We start from the raw sequence: 19,366 nt of genomic DNA on the forward strand, positions 1-19,366 counted from the left end.
CCTTCCTCACCGACTGTTACGTGTTCGTCATTCGGTACCCGATGACTCGTTGGATCTCCTCGGGATAGCGTGCGTAGCCATGACCCTCCCGGTTCCCCGCCTGACGGCGTGGCGGATCAGGCCCGTCCTGGTGGTGAACACCGCGCTGGCCACAGCGCTGTTGCTGCTCGCCGCGGGTGACGTGGCGCGGTTTCCGGAACCGGTGGGCGCGGCGTCGTCCGTGCCGCCCGACGGGTCGGGAGACACCGAGGCGGCCGGGTCGGACGACGCGGTGACCGACGACGGCGTCGGCGAGACCCAGGGGGCTTCGCCGCACTCGCTGCCGCCCGAGGACGCGGCGCGCGAGCGGCTGGCCGACGAGATGTCGCGGCTGCTCGCCGACACGCAGGCCCGGTTGTCCGTCTCCGTACTGGCCATGGACGGCGGCCTGAGCGTGGGGTACGGCGAGGGTGCCTTCGACACGGCCAGCATCGTGAAGGTCGACGTGCTCGCCGCGCTGCTGCTTCAGGCGCAGGACGAGGGGCGGGAGTTGACCGGGTACGAGCGCGGTCTCGCCGAGGCGGCGATCCAGCGCAGCGACAACGCGTCGACCGACGAGCTGTGGACCCTGATAGGGACGGGCGACGGTCTCGACGCGGCCAACGAGCGGCTGGGGCTGACCGAGACGACGGCGGGCCCGGACTACACCTGGGGGCTGACCCAGACCACGAGCGAGGATCAGATAGCCCTGCTCCGAGCGGTGTTCGGGGACGACTCGCCCCTGGAGCCCGAGTCCCGCGCGTACATCCAGGAGTTGATGGGCTCGGTGGTGCCCGACCAGCAGTGGGGCATATCGGCCGCCGCCGACGGGGACTTCGAGCTGAAGAACGGCTGGCTGCCGCGCAGCCAGACCGGGTTGTGGGACATCAACAGCATCGGTCGGGTGGTCGTGGACGACGACGCCCACTTCGCCAACGGCACCTACCTCGCCGGCGACACCTACCTCGTCGCGGTCGTCTCCGACGGGCACGTGTCGCAGGCGGCCGGCATAGCGGTGGTGGAGGCCGCAGCCCGGCTGGCGGTGGAGGCGATCAGCGCCGGTCCGGACGTCTGAGCCGCACGAACAGCACGCCCGCGGCGCCCAGCAGCAGCGCGCCCAGCGCGCCGGAGAGCGGCGCGAGCCAGCCCGTTCCGCCGCCGTCGGCCTGCGGCCGGGGACCGGGGCCGAAGTACTCGGCGGTGTACGCGCCGGACGCCGTCGCGGGCTCCTCGTCCAGCGCCGCGGCCGCCTCGATGGCCGCCGCCGGATCGACGACGCCGGCGCCGACCGCGTCGTCCCGACCGCCCTCCGGCGGGTTCTGCGCGGTCTCCGCGAGCAGCCGCTTGACCTGACCCGGAGTCAGGTCCGGGTGGGCGGCCAGCAGCAACGCGGCCGAGCCCGAGACGAACGCGGCGGCCGCGGACGTGCCCCAGCCCGAGTAGTACTGGCCGTCGGGATCGGCGACTATCACGTCCTTGCCGGGTGCGCTGACCGTGGCGTACCAGCGTCGGGTGGAGAAGTCGGCGGGGCTGCCGGACCGGTCCACCGCGGCGACCGCGATGACGCCCGGGTAGCCGGCCGGATAGGACACCGGGTCGCCCTCCTCGCCGCCGTTGCCGGCCGAGGCCACCACGACGGCGCCCTTGCTCAGCGCGTAGCGGACCGCGGCGTCCTCCTGGGGGTCCGCGTGCGCCGACTCGCTGTCGTCGCCGAGCGAGAGGTTGATGATGTCGGCGCCCTGGTCGGCGGCCCACCTGATGCCGTCGGCGAGGGCGTCGCCGCGCGCGTCGCGGGCCTCGTCCCTGGCCGGATCGTCGTCCTCCAGCAGCACCCTGACGGGGAGTATCTCGGCCTCGGGGGCGACGCCGAGCACGCCGCTCTCCTGGCCGGCCCCGTGCCCGTGGCCGGCGATGATGCCGGCCATGGCGGTGCCGTGCGCCGCCCACTCCGGGTCGCCGGGGCGGGCGCCGATCCCGACGAAGTCCCGGCCGTCGAGCACGGTGCCCACCAGGTCCGGATGGTCGGCGTCGACGCCGGTGTCCAGCACGGCCACGGTGACGCCCGCGCCGCGCGTGGTGTCCCAGGCGTCGGGGGCGTTGACCGCGTCCAGCGCCCACTGCTGCTGGTCCCTGATGGCGTCGGCACGGGCCGGTGCCGCCCCCGCGGCGACCAGTCCGGCGCCCGGGAGCAACGCCAGCGTGGCGGCGAGCGCCAGCGCGCGGCCGTGCCGCCGGGTGCTGCCGGTGGGCGGGGTCATGGCGTCTCCTCGCCGTCGGCGCCGTCGGCGGCGTCCCGCAGGCCGGCCTGGACCCGGTCGGCGATGCCCTCCGCGTCGTGGCCGAGCCCGGCCAGCGCGACCGTGCTGTCCTGGCCCTCCTCGGTGGCCTCGGCGGCCGGCTGCGGGTCGGTGATGGTCCGTCCGTCGACGAAGCCGGTCACGGCGTAGACCACCACCGGGAGGTCGCCGAGCACCCGGACGGTCCAGGCGGCGCGCTGTTCGTCGCCGAAGTCCTCGGCGAGCGTGCCGGCCGGCCCGTAGGCGCCGGGAATCAGGTCGGGACGCTGCTCCAGCGCCTCGACGTCGAACCGGTCGTGGAGCGCGCGCATGTCCGCCGCCTCGCCCCGGGTGAACAGCAGGCCGACGGTGGTGACGCTGGTCTCGGTCTCGTCGACGTAGGTGGCGCGGACCAGGCGCTCGCAGCCGACGGCGGCGAGCGTCTCCGCGAGCAGCGTGTCGAAGGCCTCGCCGCAGCCGGCGTCCGGGGCGACGGCGATCCGGTTCCAGAGCCGGTCGGAGCCGCCGGGGCCGGCCTCCCGGCCGGTGAGCTGCCGCGGGAAGAGCTGGTCGACGGGCACGTCCCGCCAGAGCGAGCGGGCCTCCTCGAACGCCGCCTGGGAGGTGGCGCCCCGGTCGGTGTCGTCGGTGAGCCAGGCGCCGGCGGCGGCGCCGCCCAGCAGGCCGGTGCCCAGCACGAGGCAGGCGACGGGCGCCACCAGTCGCGCGGTGCGGCGGCGGGCACCGATGGGGCGCAGCAACAGGGTGGGGGGCGAGGCGTCGTCGTCGAGGGCGCCGGGCCCGTCGGCGCGGCCGGCGGCGGGGTCGGGGGATCCGGCGGGCCGTGGCGGCGTCGCCGGGCGCGGGGGCGCCAGCACCTCCACGGTGCGGCGCGGCGGCGCGGTGGGCCGAGGCGGTGTGGCCGGCGTCGGCGACGCGGCGGCCGGCGCGGGCCGCCGGGGTGGCGCGGCCGCGGTGGCGGTGGACTTCGCCGCGGGGCCGGGAGTTCGCTCGGATTCGAGGGGCGCGCCCGGGCGCGGCGGCGTCGCGGGTCTGGGCGGTGCGGCGGGCTTCGGCGGAGCGACGGGCGGGGGCGGCACGCGCCGCTCGCCCTGCTCGGTGTTCATCCGCACACCCCCCTGGCCGCCGGCTGCGGGTCGGCCGGTCTGGATCGACGGAGTCACTTTACGGGCGCCGCCTCACGCGCCGGTACCGGGTCCGTCGGAGTCGGCCCGCACGCCGTCGACGATGCGGTCGACGTCCGCCACCGGCGGCGCCTCGCCGCCGATGTCGAACCCGATGCGGAGCAGCAGCATGCCATCCCCGTTCGGCGCCGGAAAGGCCACCGACTCGACGAACGCCTCGGTGCCGGCGGCCGTCTCGATCCGCCACCTGACCCGGTAGCCGTCCTGGCCCGCGACGACGACCTCCTCGGCCAGCACCTCCTCCTGCGCCACGATCCGCCCGTACGCCTCGGGGCTGTACGACTCCTCGGCGTTGCCCGCGATGTCCGCCGCGGCCGCCTCCCGGGGGGTCTCGCCGTCGTGTTGCGGTGCCCTGCTGAGGAACGCGCCGCCCGTCAGGCACTCCTGGGCCGCGTCGGCGGGGCAGGGATAGCCGGTCGTGGTGCTGATCCCGGCGCCCCGCTGCAGGCTGACCTCCTGCCAGCCGTCGAGCAGCGGCAGGGTCGCCCCGCCGGCCCGTCCCTCGGTGGCCGGGCCGGGTGGCGTCGTCTCCGGGACGTGGGTCGGGTCGGGCGAGGGCCGGTCGTCGGGCCGCGCGGTCGCGGACGGGTCGCCACCCGCCTCGGAACCGCCGTCGGAGCCGAGCAGCAGCACGGCGCCGACCACGAAGGCGACGATCACCAGCGTGCCGCCGGCGATCGCGGTGACCAGCGCCCAGCCGCCCCGCGCGGGCGGCTCCTCGCCCGGCGGGCGCGGCAGTCGCTCCCGGTCGCCGCGCCCGGCCGGCGCCCGGGGCGGCGGCGGCACCGGGGTGGCGGCCACCGGCCCGGGGATGAACTCGCCGGCGACGCGGGTGTGTCCGGTCCAGGAGGTGCCGTTCCACCAGCGCTCCTGTCCGGGCCCTTGCCCCGGGTGGTCGGGGTCGGGATACCAGCCGGGCGGGGTCGTCATGCCGGTGCCCTCCTGCTCCGCGGTCCGTGCGCCGTGCCACCGTCGCTCACGTCGCCGAACCTCTCACAGCGTGCCACCGCGCCGCCACCGCGGGTTCGACCGATGGCCGGCGCTCACAGCGGCGTGACGTAGGCGCCCGCGATGCCGCCGTCGACGAGGAACTCGGCGGCGTTGACGAAGGCGGCGTCGTCGCTGGCCAGGAAGGCCACGGCGGCGGCGATCTCCTCGGGCTCGGCGAACCGGCCCATGGGGACGTGCACCAGACGGCGCGCGGCGCGCTCCGGGTCCTTGGCGAAGAGCTCCTTGAGCAGCGGGGTGTTGACCGGTCCCGGGCAGAGCGCGTTGACCCGGATGCCCTCCCTGGCGAACTGGACGCCCAGTTCCCGCGACATGGCCAGCACGCCCCCCTTGGAGGCGGTGTAGCTGATCTGCGAGGTGGCGGCGCCCATCACGGCGACGAAGGACGCCGTGTTGATGATGGATCCCCTGCCCTGGCGCCGCATGTAGGGGATGACGGCGCGGCAGCAGAGGTAGACGGAGGTGAGGTTGACGTCCTGCACGCGGCGCCAGGCGTCGAGCCCGGTGGTGAGGATGGAGTCGTCGTCGGGCGGCGAGATGCCCGCGTTGTTGAACGCGACGTCCACGGATCCGTAGCTCTCGTGGGCGGTCCGGAACAGCGCCTCCACCTGGTCGGCGTCGGTGACGTCGGTGTGCACGTACCGGCCGCCGATCTCCGCCGCGGCGGCCTCGCCGCGCTCCTCGTCGACGTCGGCGCAGACCACGTGGGCGCCCTCGGCGGCCAGCCGGCGGGCGGCGGCCAGGCCGATACCGCTGCCGGCGCCGGTCACCACGGCGGTGCGCCCCACCAACCGGCGGCACACGACGGAATCATCGGTCACGGCGACTCCCGCTCCTCACTGTCGGTTCTGCGTGTCGGTTCTGCGTCCGGGTCAGTCCTCGGAGCTGATGAAGACGTTCTTGGTCTCGGTGAACGCGGCCAGCGCCTCGGGGCCCAGTTCCCGGCCGAGTCCCGAATGCTTGTAGCCGCCGAAGGGGGTGGCGTAACGGACGCTGCTGTGCGAGTTGACGGAGAGGTTACCCGCCGCGACGGCGCGTGAGACCCGGAGGGCGCGGCCGACGTCGCGGGTCCACAGGGATCCCGAGAGGCCGTAGTCGGTGGCGTTGGCCAGCCGGACCGCGTCCGCCTCGTCCTCGAAGGGGGTGACGACGGCGACCGGCCCGAAGATCTCCTCGACGGCGGCGCGCGGGCCCGCCTGGTGGGCCTCCAGGACGGTCGGCGGGTACCAGTAGCCGGCGCCGCCCGGGGCCGCGCCGCGGATCGCGGCCGGGGCGTCCTCCGGGACGTAGCCGCGCACCCGCTCCCGCTGCCTGGCCGAGACGAGGGGGCCCATGACGGTGTCGGGATCGGCCGGGTCGCCGACCCGGACGGCCCGCACGGCCGGGGCCAGGAGTTCGAGGAAGCGGTCGTAGACGGGGCGCTGCACCAGGATCCGGCTGCGCGCGCAGCAGTCCTGGCCCGCGTTGTCCAGGAAGGAGCCCGGCGCGGTGGCGGCGGCGCGCTCCAGGTCGGCGTCGGCGAAGACGATGTTGGGGCTCTTGCCGCCGAGCTCCAGGGTCAGCCGCTTCACGCCGGCCGCGCAGGCGGCCATGATCCGCCGGCCGACGGCGGAGGAGCCCGTGAAGACCACCTTGGCCACGCCCGGATGGTCCACCAGCGCGGCGCCGGTGACCGGCCCGGCGCCCGGCAGCACCTGGAAGAGGCCGTCCGGAAGCCCGGCCTCGGCGGCCAGCGCGGCCAGCCGCAGCGCGGTCAGCGGGGTCGTCTCGGCGGGCTTGAGCAGCACCGCGTTGCCCGCGGCGAGGGCCGGCGCGGCGCCCCAGGCGGCGATCGGCATGGGGAAGTTCCAGGGCGCGATGACGGCGACCACGCCGAGCGGTTCCAGCAGCGTGACGTCGAGCCCGCCGGCCACCGGGATCTGCCGGCCGGTCAGCCGCTCCACGCCGCCGGCGGCGTAGTCGAGGAGGTCGCGGACGTTGCCGGCCTCCCACCGGGCGCTGCCGACGGGGTGGCCGGCCTCGCGCACCTCCAGCAGCGCCAGTTCCTCCACCGCGGCGTCCACGGCCGTGGCGAAGCGGCGCAGCAGCCGGGCCCGGTCGGCCGGGGCGAGGGCCGCCCAGCCGCGTTGGGCCTCGGCGGCGCGCCGGACGGCGGCGTCGACGCCGGCGGGGCTGGTGGCCGGGACGGTGGCGATGACCTCCTCCGTGGCCGGGTTGACGATCCGGTGCTCGGTGGGCTGGTCGTGCGGGTCTGGCACGGCGCGTCTCTCTCGTCTCTGTTCCCGTGTTCCGGCCCCGTGTCCGGGCGGTTCACATGCGCTCGAAGGAGCGGTACCGCTCCCAGTCGGTGACGGCGGTGTCGTAGGCGTCCTGTTCGACGCGGGCCATGTTCAGGTAGTGGTCGACGACCTCGTCGCCGAACGCCGACCGCGCCAGGGCGCTGTCCCGCCACAGCTCGGCGGCCTCCCGGAGCGTGCCCGGCACGTGGGCGGCATCGCCCGCGTAGGCGTTGGAGGTGCAGGGGGCGGGCAGGTCGAGACGCCGGTCGACGCCGTCCAGGCCGGCCGCGATCATGCCGGCGACCGCGAGGTACGGATTGACGTCGCCGCCGGGCAGCCGGTTCTCCATCCGCAGCGCGCCGCCGTGGCCGACGACGCGCAGCGCGCAGGTCCGGTTGTCCGGGCCCCAGGCGACCGCGGTGGGCGCGAACGAGCCGGGGCGGTAGCGCTTGTACGAGTTGATGTTCGGCGCGTACAGCAGGCTGAACTCGCGCAGCGCGGCCAGCTGCCCGGCCAGGAAGTGCCGCATCACGTCGGCCATGCCGTGCTCGCCGTCCGGGTCGGCGAACACCGGGCGGCCGGCCTCGTCGCGCAGCGAGAAGTGGACGTGGCAGGAGTTCCCCTCGCGCTCGTCGTACTTGGCCATGAAGGTGAGCGCGCACCCCTCCTGGGCGGCGATCTCCTTGGCGCCGGTCTTGTAGATCGTGTGCTGGTCGCAGGTGGTCAGGGCGTCGGCGTAGCGGAAGGCGATCTCGTGCTGGCCGAGGTTGCACTCGCCCTTGGCCGACTCCACGACCATGCCGGCGCCGCCCATCTCGTTGCGGATCCGGCGCAGCAGCGGCTCGACGCGCCCGGTGCCGAGGACCGAGTAGTCCACGTTGTACTGGTTGGCCGGGGTGAGGCCGCGGTAGCCGGACCGCCAGGCGTGCTCGTAGCTGTCGGTGAAGACCTGGAACTCCAGCTCCGTGCCGGCGTACGCGCGCCAGCCGCGCTCGGCGAGCCGGTCGAGCTGGCGGCGCAGTATCTGCCGCGGCGCGGCGACCACCGGCGAACCGTCGTGCCAGGACAGGTCGGCGGTGATCATGGCGGTGCCGGGGTGCCAGGGCACCCGGCGCAGGGTGGCGCGGTCGCCGCGCAGGGCGAAGTCGCCGTAGCCGCGCTCCCAGGAGGACATGGCGTAGCCGTCGACGGTGTTCATGTCGGCGTCGACGGCCAGCAGGTAGTTGCAGCCCTCGGTGCCGTGCTCCAGCACCTCGTCGAGGAAGAACCGGGCGGCGAAGCGCTTGCCCTGGAGGCGGCCCTGCATGTCGGCGAAGGCGAGGACGACGGTGTCGATCTCGCCGAGGTCGGCGAGTCCCCTGAGCTCCTCCACGGAGAGCGGGGGCCTGCGGCCCGCCTCGGATCCTGCCAGCGAACCTGCCACGGAAGGGCCCTCCTGACGCGTCGGCCGGACGCCATAAGGTATCGGTGCAGACCATTGATTGGGAAGTAGGTCCGATGGACGACGCCGGCGGCGCCGCCGCGGAGCGGCTGGCCGGGGTGCTGCGGCCGGTCCGCGCGGGGAACGGGTTCGAGGAGGCGCTGGAGCAGATACTCCAGGTGCTCCGCCTCGGCCTGGTGCCCACGGGCGGGCGGCTGCCGGCGGAGCGGGAGTTGGCGGAGCGGCTCGGGATCAGCCGGGTGACGCTGCGTGAGGTGCTGCGGGTGCTCCAGGACGAGGGACTGGTGGAGAGCCGGCGCGGCCGGTACGGCGGCACCTTCGTCCGGGGCGCGCCCGGCGGGACCGAACGGGCGAGCGTCCGGGAGGACGCGCGCCCCGGTGCGGGGCTGGGCACCGGACTGGGCCCGCCGGTCAGCGTGGAGGACACGCTGCGGCTGCGCGAGGTGCTCGACGTGGGCGCGGCCGGGCTGTGCGCGGCCGACGGCGCGGCGGGGTCGGGCGCGCGCCGGCTGCGGGACGCGCTCGCGGCGACCTACGAGGCGCCGTTGGCCGAGTACCGCCGGGCCGACACGCTGCTCCACCTCACCCTGGCCGAGCTGTCGGGCTCGCCCTCGCTGGCCGCCCAGTACGTGGCCGTCCGCGCCCGGTTGAACGACCTGCTGGACCGGATCCCGCTGCTGGTGCGGAACCTGGCGCACTCCCAGGAGCAGCACGCCGAACTGGTCGCGGCGGTGCTGGCCGGGGAGCCGGAGCGGGCGCGTGTGGCGATGCGGGAGCACTGCGACGGCACCGCGGCGTTGCTCCGCGGCTTCCTCGGCGGCCGACCCGGACCGTAACCACCGCTTCACACCGGGGGGTTGCGCGGCGCGCCGGAAGCCGCAATGGTGTGCGCGCAGACCTTTGCGGCGCGAGGCGGGAGCGGCCCATGACCGACGGCACCGAGTCCACCCCCGCGGCCCATCCCGGCCCGCCCCGGCCGGCGGCCGCCCACCCGGCGCCGCCGGAGGACGAGTACCTCAGCCGGCGCACGCTGCGCGCGGGCAGCGCGGGCCCGCTGCTGCTGACCGGCCTGGGCGTGGCGTACGTGGTGTCAGGCGACTTCGCCGGCTGGAACTACGGCCTGGCGGAGGGCGGTTTCGGCGGGCTGGCCGTGGCCGCCCTGCTGATGGGCGTCATGTACACCTGCATGGTGTTCACGCTGGCCGAGCTGGCCGCGATCCTGCCCACCGCGGGCGGCGGCTACGGCTTCGCCCGGAGCGCCCTCGGCCCCTGGGGCGGCTTCCTGACCGGCACGGCCATCCTCATCGAGTTCGTGCTGGCCCCGGCCGCCATCGCGATCTTCATCGGCGACTACGTCGAGTCCCTCGACCTGTTCGGCCTCACCTCGGGCTGGCCGGTCTACCTCGGCTGCTTCGTGGTCTTCCTCGCCATCCACCTGTGGGGCGTGGGCGAGGCGCTGCGCTTCAGCCTGGTGGTCACCGCGGTCGCGGTGGCCGCGCTGCTGGTCTTCGTGGTCGGGGCGGCGACGGAGTTCGACGCCGGCTCGCTGGACGACATACCCGTCGACGGGGAGGCCCTGGGCGCCAGTTCGTGGCTGCCCTTCGGACTGCTCGGCATCTGGGCGGCGTTCCCGTTCGGCATGTGGTTCTTCCTCGGCGTGGAGGGCGTGCCGCTGGCCGCCGAGGAGACCAGGGACCCGGAGCGCACGCTGCCGCGGGCCATGGCGTGGGCGATCGGCGTGCTGCTGGTGCTGGCTCTGCTGACGTTCGTGGCCGCGAGCGGGGCGCGCGGTTCCGCGGCCGTCCAGGACGCCGGCAACCCGCTGGTGGCGGCGCTGGAACCGGACGGTGAGGCCACCGCGCTCAGCCGGTTCGTGAACTACGCGGGCCTGGCCGGCCTGGTGGCCTCGTTCTTCTCGCTGGTCTACGCCGGCTCCCGGCAGCTCTTCGCGCTGTCCAGGGCCGGCTACCTGCCCCGTTTCCTGTCGCTGACCAGCCGGCGGCGGGCGCCGTACCTCGGCCTGCTGATACCCGGCGCGCTCGGCTTCGGACTGGCCGCGGCGACCGGCGACGGGGCCCGGATGCTCAACGTGGCGGTGTTCGGCGCGACGATCTCCTACGCCCTGATGACGCTCTCGCACATCGTGCTGCGCCGACGGGACCCGGGGCTGCCGCGCCCGTACCGCACGCCGGGCGGGATCGTCACCTCGGGCACGGCGTTCGTGCTGGCGCTCGCGGCGCTGGCCGCGACGTTCCTGGTGGACCGCACGGCGGCGCTCATCGCGGTCGCGGTGTACGCGGTGGCGGTCGGCTACTTCGCCTTCTACAGTCGGCACCGGCTGGTGGCCGCGGCGCCCGAGGAGGAGTTCGCGGCCCTGGCCGAGGCGGAGACCGAGCTCAGGCGCGACTGACGCCGCCCCCGAGCGGACCCGACGGAGACGTGGGAAGGGAGGCGCCGGTGCCGGCACCGCTGCCGCTGATCGGCATCAGCACCTACCTGGAGGAGTCCACCCGCTGGGGCGTGTGGGACGTGCCGGCGGCGCTGCTGCCCGCCTCGTACCTCAGGCTGGTGACCCGGGCCGGCGGCCTTCCCGTGCTGCTGCCGCCGGACGCGCGGCCGGACGCGGCGGCGACGGCGGTGGCGCGACTGGACGGTCTGGTGATCGCCGGCGGCCCCGATGTGGACCCGGCGCGGTACGGGGCGCCCCGCGATCCGCGGACCGGCCCGCCGGCGCCGGAGCGCGACGCGTGGGAGCTGGCGCTGATCCACGCGGCGCTCGCGGCCCGGGTGCCGCTGCTGGGCGTCTGCCGCGGGATGCAGTTGCTGAACGTGGCGTGCGGCGGCACGCTGCACCAGCACCTGGACGGCCACGCGGGACCGCCCGGGGTGTTCGGCGAGCACGAGGTGACGCCGCTGCCCGGCACCCGGCTGTCCCGCACGCTGCCGGAGCCGGTTCGGGTGCGCACCTTCCACCACCAGGCGGTGGACCGGCTCGGCGCGGGGGTGACGGTCGCGGCGGTCGCCGCGGACGGCACCGTGGAGGCCATCGAGCTCCCCGACCGGGACGGCCTCGTGCTCGGCGTCCAGTGGCATCCGGAGGCCGGGCAGGGCGAGCACGACGTCCGCCTGCTGCGCGCCCTCACCACGGCCGCCGTCCGGGACGCCGAGGCGCGCGGCGCGCCGCCGGGATCCGCGCTCGACCCCGCCCCGGGCTGACGGGCCAGGAGCGCGGCCGGCGCGTCGCCCGCCCCGCGGGCGTCAGCGTCCCGCGGACGCCGGCGTGGACCGGTCGGGGCGCCCGGCGTCGTCCCCGGCGTCGCGGCCCGGCAGCCACCGGGCCAGCCAGTGCGACCGGCCGGCGACCAGCGGCGCCACCACCGCGAGCACCAGCACGTAGCCGGCGATGAAGGGCGACAGCCGCTCGTCCAGGCCGGCGGTCGCGGCCATGGTCGCCAGGATCAGCGCGAACTCGCCCCGGGCCAGCAGGGTGGTGGCCACGTTGGCGGCCGGCCGCGAGCCGAAACCGTAGATCCGGGCCGTGACCAGCCCGGCCACCAGGTTCGTCAGCAGGGTCACGGCGAGCGCGACCAGCACCGGCCAGACCACGCTCCGCAGGTCGCCCGGGTCGATGGACAGGCCGAAGGCGAAGAAGAAGATCGCGGCGAAGGCGTCCCGCAGCGGGTGCACCAGCTCCCGGATGCGCTCCCCCGACGTGGTGTTGCCCAGGATCAGGCCGACCATGAACGCCGCGATGGCGTCCGCCACCCCGAACTCCTCGGCCACCCCGGCCAGCAGGACCACGGCGCCGAGGAAGGAGATGGTCAGCAGCTCGTTGTCCCTGATGGCGAAGAGCCGTCCGACGAGGCCCGTGCCGTAGCGCGCGGCGACGGCGAGCAGCAGCAGGAACCCGAAGGCCTTGCCGATCTGCCAGACCGTGGATCCCAGGCCCTCGGAACCGGCGATCACCGGCTGGAGGGCGGCGAGGTAGAGCGCGAGGAAGACGTCCTCCACGACGATGATGCCGAGGATCGGGCGGGTCTCCTCGTTCCCGATCCGGTCCAGGTCCACCAGGATCTTGGTGACGATGGCGGACGAGGAGATGCCGAGCACCCCCGCCAGCACCAGGGCCTCGGACGTCCCCCAGCCCACCGCGAAGCCGAACAGCAGGCCGGCGCCGACGTTCAGGACGAGGTAGGTGCACCCCGCCACGGCCATCTTCCGGCCGCCGGTCTTCAGGTCGTCCAGGTGGAACTCGAGTCCCAGGTAGAACAGCAGCAGCACGAGGCCGAGCGCGGAGAGCATCTCCAGCTGGTGCGGATCCTCCACGTGCACGTAGCCCGGCGTGTTCGGGCCGAGGAGCATGCCGGCCAGGATGAAGAGCGGGATCGTGGGCAGCCCGATGCGGCTGCCGAGGCGGGCGAGGACGGCGGCTGCCACGAAGGCGCCGCCCATGGCGAGCAGGGTCTCGGCGTGTCCCATCGATTCACCGGCGGGGGCCGGGTCGGGCGGGCGTCAGCGAGCGCATGGGCTCCTCCTTGGCGTCCGGACGGCTCGGTCAGGGTGCGCGGGGCGCGTCAAGAAATCGTTAATACTTAGCCTACCAAACGATTTTTGGGCCCTTGCTGCGCCCCCCGGACGGCGTCGGTGCGGCATGATCCGTTCCGTGACCTCTGCGACCCGACGCCTGATGCTGCTCGACACCGCCTCCCTCTACTTCCGCGCCTACTTCGGGGTGCCCGAGTCCGTGCGCGCCCCGGACGGGACGCCGGTGAACGCGGTCCGCGGCCTGCTGGACTTCGTCGCCCGGCTGGTCGCCGACCACCGGCCCGACGACCTCGTGGCCTGCCTGGACGCGGACTGGCGACCCGCCTGGCGGGTCGAGCTGATCCCCTCCTACAAGGCGCATCGGGTCGCCGAGGAGGCGGCCGAGGGCCCGGACACCGAGGAGGTGCCCGACACGCTCTCCCCGCAGGTGCCGGTCATCGACGCGGTGCTCGACGCCCTGGGCATCGTCCGAATGGGTGCCGCCGGATACGAGGCGGACGACGTCATCGGCACGCTCAGCGCGCGGGCCGCGGGCCCGGTGGACATCGTCACCGGGGATCGCGACCTCTTCCAGCTGGTCGACGACGCGCGCGGGGTGCGCGTGCTCTACCCGGTGAAGGGCGTGGGCACGCTGGCCACCTACGACGAGGCGGCGCTGCGGGAGAGGTACGGCGTGGACGGGCCGGGGTACGCCGATCTGGCGCTGCTCCGCGGCGACCCCAGCGACGGGCTTCCCGGCGTGCCCGGCATCGGCGAGAAGACGGCGGCCAAGCTGCTGGAGCGGCACGGCGACCTGGCCGGGATCCTGGCCGCGCTCGATGATCCGGCGGCGGGCTTCACCCCGACCCAGCGCCGGCGGCTGGAGGAGTCCCGCCCGTACCTGGCGGTCGCGCCCCGGGTGGTCAGGGTCGCCCTGGACGTGCCGCTGCCCGACCGCCCGCTGGCGCTGCCGTCCGCCCCCGCGGACCCGCGGGCGCTGGAGGAACTGGACGCCCGCTGGAACCTGGGCGGCCCACTGCGCCGCCTCCTGACCACCCTCACCGGCTGACGCCACACCGCGCCTCCGGCGCGAGCCGCCGGACCGCACACCCGGCACGCCTCGCGCCGGCGCACGGCCGCGGCTGAGCGCGCTCGGCGCCGTCGCCGTCCCACCGCCGCGCTCGGCGGCAGGCCAGGCGCCGGGAGGCCGGCCGTCCGTGCCTGGCCCGCCAGCGGCCGTGCCGGCCCCGCGCTCCTCCGGTCGCGGATGATGACGCGCCGATCCCTGGAGACCGCCGCCGCCCACCGTCGTCGGGAGAGTCGGGGAGCGGCGCCCGCGGGAAGGGGCCGGCCGCGGGCCATGCCGGGTCTCCCCCGGCGGTCGAGGCGCCCGCTCCCGGGACCGCGCGGCAAGCGCCGAGCGCCTAGCCGACCGAGCTGTAGGCGACCACGCCGCGGAGCATTCGGTCGACGGCGCGGTGGGCGTGCTTCGCGACGGTGCCGTCCTGCGGAGCCGCGGCGGCGATCTGGCCCAGCACGTCGATGATCTGCTTGCACCAGCGGACGAAGTCGCCGGCCGGCATGTCCGCCTCCCGCAGCACCGCGTCGAGCCCGTCGCCCTCCGCCCAGCGATACGCCGCCCAGGCGAAGCCGAGGTCCGGCTCTCGCTGCCCGACGCCGGTGGCCTGGTTGATCCGGTGCCGCTCCTCCATCGCGTCCAGCCGGCCCCAGATCCGCACCATGTCCCCGAGCGCCTGACGCGCCCGCCCGCCGGGCAGCTCGGGCGCGGGGGCGTCGTCGGCGACCCGGGCCTCGTAGACCAGGGCCGAGGCGCAGGCGGCCAGCTCGGCCGGGTCGAGACCCTCCCAGACGCCGTCCCGCAGGCACTCGCTGGCCAGCAGGTCGAGCTCGCCGTGCAGCCTGGCCAGCCGGCGGCCGTGCTCGGTGACCTCGTCGCCGTGCAGGTAGTCCAGCTCGGTCAGCAGCGCGCACACCTGGTCGAAGGTGCGGGCCACGGTGTTGGTCCGGCCATCGATGCGCTTCTCCAGCGACCTGGTGTCCCGCAGCAGCCGGTGGTAGCGCTCCGACCACCGCGCGTGGTCCTCGCGTTCGGCGCAGCCGTGGCAGGGATGGGCGCGGATGGCGGTGCGCAGCCTCGTGATCTCGGCGTCGTCCGCGGCGGCGGCGCGCTCCCGCCGCCGGCGGCCGCCGTGCGGGCCGGGCGGGGCGCCGCGGCCGCCGCCGGCGGCCTTGGTGCGCAGCGCCGAGGCCAGGTCGCGCCGGGAGGCCGGATTGCGCGGGTTGAACGACTTGGGGATGCGCATCCGGTCCAGTGGCTCCACGGGCACCGGGAAGTCCATCGAGGCCAGCCGCTTCACCTGGCGCTCGGCGGTGAGCACCAGCGGACGCGGCCCGTCGTGGTGGTCGTACCCGCGCGAGCCGGGGCCGCGCCCGGGGGCCACACCGGGGTCGAGGACCAGGGCCAGACCGGCGAACTTGCCGCTGGGCACCTGGATGATGTCGCCGGGGCGCAGCCGCTCCAACGCGGTGGTCGCGGCGGCCCGGCGCTGCGCGGTGCCCTGCCGGGCCAGCTCCGTCTCCCGGTCCTTCAGCTCGCGGCGCAGCCGCCCGTACTCCTCGAAGTCGCCCAGATGGCAGGTCATGGCCTCGCGGTAGCCGGCCAGCCCCGTCTCGTTGCGCTGGACCTGGCGGGAGATGCCGACCACCGCCCGGTCCGCCTGGAACTGGGCGAAGGAGGTCTCCAGCAGCTCGCGGGAATGGTGCCGTCCGGACCGGGCGACCAGGTTGACCGCCATGTTGTACGACGGCTTGAAGGAGGAGCGCAGCGGGTACGTGCGGGCGCCGGCCAGGCCGGCCAGCGCGTCCGGGTCCATGCCGCGCTGCCACAGCACGACGGCGTGCCCCTCGACGTCGATGCCGCGCCGCCCGGCGCGGCCGGTCAGCTGGGTGTACTCGCCGGGGGTGATGTCGGCGTGCTGCTCGCCGTTCCACTTCACCAGCTTCTCCAGCACCACGGAGCGGGCCGGCATGTTGATCCCCAGGGCCAGCGTCTCGGTCGCGAACACCGCCTTGACCAGGCCGCGGACGAAGAGCTCCTCGACGATCTCCTTGAAGGTCGGCAGCATGCCGGCGTGGTGCGCGGCGATACCCCGCTGCAGGCCCTCCAGCCACTCGAAGTACCCCAGCACGTGCAGGTCCTCGTTGGGGATGCCCTCGGTGCGGCGCTCGACGATCTCCCGGACCTGCGCCCGGGCCGGCGCGTCGTTCAGCCGCAGGCCGGCGAAGAGGCACTGCTGGACCGCGGCCTCGCAGCCGGCCCGGCTGAAGATGAAGGTGATGGCGGGCAGCAGCGCGGCCGCGTCCAGCCGGGCGATGACCTCGGGGCGGGCCGGGGTGTACACCCGGGCCCGCTGGCGGCGCTCCCGCTCCCGGTCGGCGGCGCCGCGGCGGTCCCGCCCGTTCCGGTACCGCTCGCGGGGCAGCGGGCGGCTGTTCTCCATCCGGGCCATCCGCCGCAGGTCGGGGTTGACCTCGCGCTTCTGGCCCTTCTCCTCGAAGAGGTCGTACAGCCGGCGGCCGGCCAGCACGTGCTGCCACAGCGGCACCGGGCGGTGCTCGGCGACGATCACCCGGGTCTCGCCACGGACCGCGCCGAGCCAGTCGCCGAACTCCTCGGCGTTGGAGACGGTGGCGGACAGCGAGACCAGGGTCACGGACTCCGGGAGATGGATGATGACCTCCTCCCACACCGCGCCGCGGAAGCGGTCGGAGAGGTAGTGCACCTCGTCCATCACCACGTAGCCGAGGCCGCGGAGGGTGGCGGAGCCGGCGTACAGCATGTTCCGCAGGACCTCGGTGGTCATCACCACGACGGGGGCCTCGGCGTTCACGCTGTTGTCGCCGGTCAGCAGGCCGACCCGGCCGGGCCCGTACCGCTTGACCAGGTCGGTGTACTTCTGGTTCGACAGCGCCTTGATCGGCGTCGTGTAGAAGCACTTCCGGCCCTGCTCGAGGGCCAGGTGGACGGCGAACTCCCCGACGATCGTCTTGCCGGAGCCGGTCGGCGCGGCGACCAGCACGCCCGACCCGGACTCCAGGGCCCGGCACGCCTCGATCTGGAAGCCGTCAAGATCGAAGTCGTACATCTCGCGGAAGGAGGCGAACGCGGTGGCCTGCTCGGCGGCGCGCCGGCGAGCGGCGGAGAAACGCTCGGCGGGTGACATCTCGTCGGTCATTGTGCTTACGAGCCTACCGGCCGCCTCGGACAGCACGCCGCCGCCGGTCACCGCGGCGGAGGACGAGACGACGGGCTAACCGGCGGCCGGCTCCGGCAGCCGGGCGCCCAGCACCCGCACGGCGCCCGGCACGCATTCGGCGGTCAGCGGCAGCGGTCCCAGCGGTTCGCCGTCCGCGTACGCGGTGACGCCGGGGGCGTCGAGGGCCACCCTGACCGCCCGGTGCACGGTGACCGCCGGATGGTCGAGGTGGGTGCCCCGGTAGACCCGGGGGAAGACCCGCACCAGGGTGCTGCGGCTGCACTCCCCTACCACGGTGACGTTGAAGAGCCCGTCGTCCAGCCGGGCACCCGCGCACATCCGCATGCCGCCGCCGTAGTCCGGCCCGTTGCCGACCGCGACGAGGGTCGCGGCGAGCTCCTGCCACGGCCCGTCGTCGAACCGGATCCGGAACGGGAAGGTGCGCAGCGCGGCGAGCTCCGCGAGCATCGCCGCGTCGTAGCGCAGCCGGCCGCGCGGCCAGCGCATGCGGTTGCCCCGGTCGTTGACCCGGGAGTCGAAGCCGGAGGCCAGCACGCCGCCGAACCAGTCGGAGCCGCAGCGGCCGAGGTCCACCGCCCGGCCTTCGCCCGCCTTGAGCGAGGCGGCGACCACGCGGGCGCCCGCGAGCGGGTCGCGCACCGGCAGGCCGCAGGCCCGGGCGAAGTCGTTACCGGTGCCGACGGCCACGATCCCGAGCGGCGTGGCCGTGCCGGCGACCGCCTGGAGGGCCAGCGAGACCATGCCGTCGCCGCCGACCGCGACCAGCGCCCCGGTGCCCTCGGCCACGGCCGCATGGGCGCGGCGCAGGGCGTCGGGCGCGTCCTCGCCGACGACGGCGCGCACGGTGAAGCCAGCCTCGCGCAGGGCGCTGCCGGCCGGCTGGGCGGCGCCGGCGGCGCGGCCGCGTCCTGCCGTCGGATTGACCAGCAGGGTGACGTCACTGCTCACGCGCGGGGTCTACCTGGTCACGTGGCGTCGTCGTAGCCGTTGCGGGCGGTGGTGGCGCTCGTGTCCTCCGCGCCGTTCGCCGGGACCCGCTCGGCCGACTCGATGGTGGACGGTGTGAGGTCGAGCTGCGACGCCTCGTCGTCGGCCAGCTCCGCGTCGGGGTTGCCCCGTCGTTTGCGCTTGTCGTTGAACAGGGCGATGCCGCAGGCGATGAAGTAGAGGCCGGTGACCGGGACCTGGAGCGCGACCATGGACATCATGTCGGTGGGCGTGATCGCGGCGGCGAAGATCGCGATGCCCACCACCATCCACCGCCACCAGCTGAGCATCCGCTTGCCGGTGACGATGCCGCCGAGGTTCAGCAGCACCAGCACGAGCGGCAGTTCGAAGGACAACCCGAAGGCGAGGGACATCCGGACGGCGAGGTCGAGGATGTCGTCGACCGCGATCTGGTTCTCCGCCTCGTCGGCCGAGAAACCGAGCAGCACGTCGACGGCACGCGGCAGCAGCCAGGTGGCGAAGAGCGCGCCCGACAGGAAGAGCGGAACGCCGAAGGCGACGACGGCTCGCGAGTACTTCTTCTCGTTCTTGTGCAGGCCCGGGGCGATGAACGCCCACGCCTGGTACAGCCAGATCGGGGACGCGGCGATCACACCGACCAGCAACGAGACGCGGAAGTACGTGGCGAACGGCGAGACGATGCCCGTCTGGATCACCCTGGCGCACTCTCCGCCGGTCCGCTTCTCGCCCTCCTCGCAGATGGGCACGAAGCTGGTCAGGACGTTCATGACGTCCTTGGCGAAGAACAACGCCACGATGGTGACGGCGAGCACCGCCGCCAGGGCCATCCCGAGCCGGTTCCGCAACTCCCGCAGGTGTTCGGTGAGGGGCATCCGCCCCTCGGGGTCCTTCTCCCTCTTCCGAGCGGCTCTAGGCACCCCACGTCCTCATTCTCGTAGGGCAGCCGGACCGCTCCGGCCGCCTGGCTTCACTTGAAAGTTACGAACCGTCGGTCAGCTCTGCGAGGTGCCCTTGGGCTCCTGGACCGGCCGGGAGTCGGTGACCTCACCGGGCGCGGCCTGGATCGTCTTCGGAGCGGGCTGCTCGGTGGTGTTGGCGTTGGCCGTGTTCTGGTTGGCCTGGTTCTCGGCCTTCATGGCCTGGGTCTCGCTCTTCAGGATGCGCATGGACTTGCCCAGCGACCTGGCGGTGTCAGGCAGCCTCTTCGATCCGAAGACCACCACGACGACAAGAAGAACGAGCAGCAGGTGCCACGGTGAAAGGGAGCCCATAGTGTTCGTCCACTTCCTTCTCTGGGGAGGTCCTGGCCGGATTCCACCGGCCGGGCGTCCCGAACGTCCCGCTCGGG

At 74.7% G+C, this 19,366-nt stretch carries 16 protein-coding genes; 5 read left to right on the forward strand and 11 right to left on the reverse strand.

From position 1 onward, the window contains the following. Window positions 1-79: 79 nt before the first annotated feature. On the forward strand, window positions 80-1,093 hold the full coding sequence (locus ABGB06_RS28775) for a serine hydrolase (protein WP_347594660.1): 1,014 nt from the start codon (window positions 80-82) through the stop codon (window positions 1,091-1,093). On the opposite strand, the gene mycP is transcribed toward ABGB06_RS28775, so the two are convergent. The 6 genes from mycP to ABGB06_RS28805 form a co-directional block, all read right to left on the reverse strand. Beyond that, window positions 1,071-2,276 (reverse strand): type VII secretion-associated serine protease mycosin, encoded by a 1,206-nt coding sequence (gene mycP, locus ABGB06_RS28780; RefSeq protein WP_347594662.1) that lies wholly within the window; start codon window positions 2,274-2,276, stop codon window positions 1,071-1,073. The two genes, ABGB06_RS28775 and mycP, sit on opposite strands and share 23 nt — an antisense overlap. Continuing rightward, window positions 2,273-3,421 carry a hypothetical protein gene (locus tag ABGB06_RS28785; RefSeq protein WP_347594664.1) on the reverse strand — a complete coding sequence of 383 codons (1,149 nt, stop codon included), beginning with the start codon at window positions 3,419-3,421 and terminating at the stop codon, window positions 2,273-2,275. The genes mycP and ABGB06_RS28785 overlap by 4 nt, the downstream gene beginning before the upstream one ends. A gap of 72 nt (window positions 3,422-3,493) precedes the next feature. Continuing rightward, window positions 3,494-4,429: a DUF2510 domain-containing protein gene (locus ABGB06_RS28790; protein ID WP_347594666.1), complete on the reverse strand. Its 936-nt coding sequence runs from the start codon at window positions 4,427-4,429 to the stop codon at window positions 3,494-3,496. A 113-nt stretch (window positions 4,430-4,542) separates the two neighbouring features. Next, window positions 4,543-5,328: a 3-oxoacyl-ACP reductase gene (locus ABGB06_RS28795; RefSeq protein ID WP_347594668.1), complete on the reverse strand. Its 786-nt coding sequence runs from the start codon at window positions 5,326-5,328 to the stop codon at window positions 4,543-4,545. Window positions 5,329-5,379: 51 nt separating this feature from the next. Next, window positions 5,380-6,765, reverse strand: a complete 1,386-nt coding sequence (locus tag ABGB06_RS28800; protein ID WP_347594670.1) for an aldehyde dehydrogenase family protein — start codon at window positions 6,763-6,765, stop codon at window positions 5,380-5,382. A 52-nt stretch (window positions 6,766-6,817) separates the two neighbouring features. Next, window positions 6,818-8,209 (reverse strand): glutamine synthetase family protein, encoded by a 1,392-nt coding sequence (locus ABGB06_RS28805; RefSeq protein ID WP_347594672.1) that lies wholly within the window; start codon window positions 8,207-8,209, stop codon window positions 6,818-6,820. A gap of 74 nt (window positions 8,210-8,283) precedes the next feature. Between ABGB06_RS28805 and ABGB06_RS28810 the strand changes: the two genes are divergently transcribed. The 3 genes from ABGB06_RS28810 to ABGB06_RS28820 all read left to right on the forward strand — a co-directional run bounded on the left by ABGB06_RS28810 (window position 8,284) and on the right by ABGB06_RS28820 (window position 11,443). Beyond that, a complete protein-coding gene (locus ABGB06_RS28810) occupies window positions 8,284-9,063 on the forward strand; it encodes an FCD domain-containing protein (protein ID WP_347594869.1) in 780 nt (259 codons plus the stop codon). Between the two features lie 89 nt (window positions 9,064-9,152). Continuing rightward, window positions 9,153-10,637, forward strand: a complete 1,485-nt coding sequence (gene eat, locus ABGB06_RS28815) for an ethanolamine permease (RefSeq protein ID WP_347594674.1) — start codon at window positions 9,153-9,155, stop codon at window positions 10,635-10,637. Between the two features lie 47 nt (window positions 10,638-10,684). Next, window positions 10,685-11,443: a gamma-glutamyl-gamma-aminobutyrate hydrolase family protein gene (locus tag ABGB06_RS28820; protein WP_347594676.1), complete on the forward strand. Its 759-nt coding sequence runs from the start codon at window positions 10,685-10,687 to the stop codon at window positions 11,441-11,443. 42 nt (window positions 11,444-11,485) lie between these two features. Here ABGB06_RS28820 and ABGB06_RS28825 read toward each other — a convergent pair whose 3' ends face one another. Beyond that, window positions 11,486-12,679, reverse strand: a complete 1,194-nt coding sequence (locus tag ABGB06_RS28825) for a cation:proton antiporter (RefSeq protein WP_347594871.1) — start codon at window positions 12,677-12,679, stop codon at window positions 11,486-11,488. A gap of 235 nt (window positions 12,680-12,914) precedes the next feature. Between ABGB06_RS28825 and ABGB06_RS28830 the strand changes: the two genes are divergently transcribed. Then, window positions 12,915-13,820 carry a 5'-3' exonuclease gene (locus ABGB06_RS28830; protein WP_347594873.1) on the forward strand — a complete coding sequence of 302 codons (906 nt, stop codon included), beginning with the start codon at window positions 12,915-12,917 and terminating at the stop codon, window positions 13,818-13,820. Between the two features lie 355 nt (window positions 13,821-14,175). Here the strand turns inward: ABGB06_RS28830 and ABGB06_RS28835 are convergent, their stop codons facing one another. The 4 genes from ABGB06_RS28835 to tatA all read right to left on the reverse strand — a co-directional run bounded on the left by ABGB06_RS28835 (window position 14,176) and on the right by tatA (window position 19,289). Further along, on the reverse strand, window positions 14,176-17,007 hold the full coding sequence (locus ABGB06_RS28835; protein ID WP_347594678.1) for a DEAD/DEAH box helicase: 2,832 nt from the start codon (window positions 17,005-17,007) through the stop codon (window positions 14,176-14,178). 75 nt (window positions 17,008-17,082) lie between these two features. Next, the gene (locus ABGB06_RS28840) at window positions 17,083-17,997 is read right to left on the reverse strand and encodes a diacylglycerol kinase (RefSeq protein WP_347594680.1); all 915 of its coding nucleotides are present in this window, start codon (window positions 17,995-17,997) and stop codon (window positions 17,083-17,085) included. A gap of 17 nt (window positions 17,998-18,014) precedes the next feature. Then, complete coding sequence (tatC, locus tag ABGB06_RS28845; protein ID WP_347594682.1) at window positions 18,015-18,890, reverse strand: twin-arginine translocase subunit TatC; 876 nt, start codon at window positions 18,888-18,890, stop codon at window positions 18,015-18,017. A 120-nt stretch (window positions 18,891-19,010) separates the two neighbouring features. Then, entirely contained in the window at window positions 19,011-19,289 is a 279-nt protein-coding gene (gene tatA / locus ABGB06_RS28850; RefSeq protein ID WP_347594684.1) for a Sec-independent protein translocase subunit TatA, read from the reverse strand. Window positions 19,290-19,366: the final 77 nt, after the last annotated feature.

The sequence above is a fragment of the Streptomyces sp. B6B3 genome (genome assembly GCF_039871525.1).
GTDB lineage: Bacteria > Actinomycetota > Actinomycetes > Streptomycetales > Streptomycetaceae > Streptomyces.

Excerpts from the sequence above, each read along its gene's own strand:
- eat (WP_347594674.1), top strand. The coding sequence starts at position 9,153 with ATGACCGACGGCACCGAGTCCACCCCCGCGGCCCATCCCGGCCCGCCC.
- ABGB06_RS28835 (WP_347594678.1), bottom strand. The coding sequence starts at position 17,007 with ATGACCGACGAGATGTCACCCGCCGAGCGTTTCTCCGCCGCTCGCCGG.
- ABGB06_RS28830 (WP_347594873.1), top strand. The coding sequence starts at position 12,915 with ATGCTGCTCGACACCGCCTCCCTCTACTTCCGCGCCTACTTCGGGGTG.
- ABGB06_RS28825 (WP_347594871.1), bottom strand. The coding sequence starts at position 12,679 with ATGGGCGGCGCCTTCGTGGCAGCCGCCGTCCTCGCCCGCCTCGGCAGC.
- ABGB06_RS28790 (WP_347594666.1), bottom strand. The coding sequence starts at position 4,429 with ATGACGACCCCGCCCGGCTGGTATCCCGACCCCGACCACCCGGGGCAA.
- ABGB06_RS28785 (WP_347594664.1), bottom strand. The coding sequence starts at position 3,421 with ATGAACACCGAGCAGGGCGAGCGGCGCGTGCCGCCCCCGCCCGTCGCT.
- tatC (WP_347594682.1), bottom strand. The coding sequence starts at position 18,890 with ATGCCCCTCACCGAACACCTGCGGGAGTTGCGGAACCGGCTCGGGATG.
- ABGB06_RS28775 (WP_347594660.1), top strand. The coding sequence starts at position 80 with ATGACCCTCCCGGTTCCCCGCCTGACGGCGTGGCGGATCAGGCCCGTC.
- mycP (WP_347594662.1), bottom strand. The coding sequence starts at position 2,276 with ATGACCCCGCCCACCGGCAGCACCCGGCGGCACGGCCGCGCGCTGGCG.
- ABGB06_RS28810 (WP_347594869.1), top strand. The coding sequence starts at position 8,284 with ATGGACGACGCCGGCGGCGCCGCCGCGGAGCGGCTGGCCGGGGTGCTG.
- tatA (WP_347594684.1), bottom strand. The coding sequence starts at position 19,289 with ATGGGCTCCCTTTCACCGTGGCACCTGCTGCTCGTTCTTCTTGTCGTC.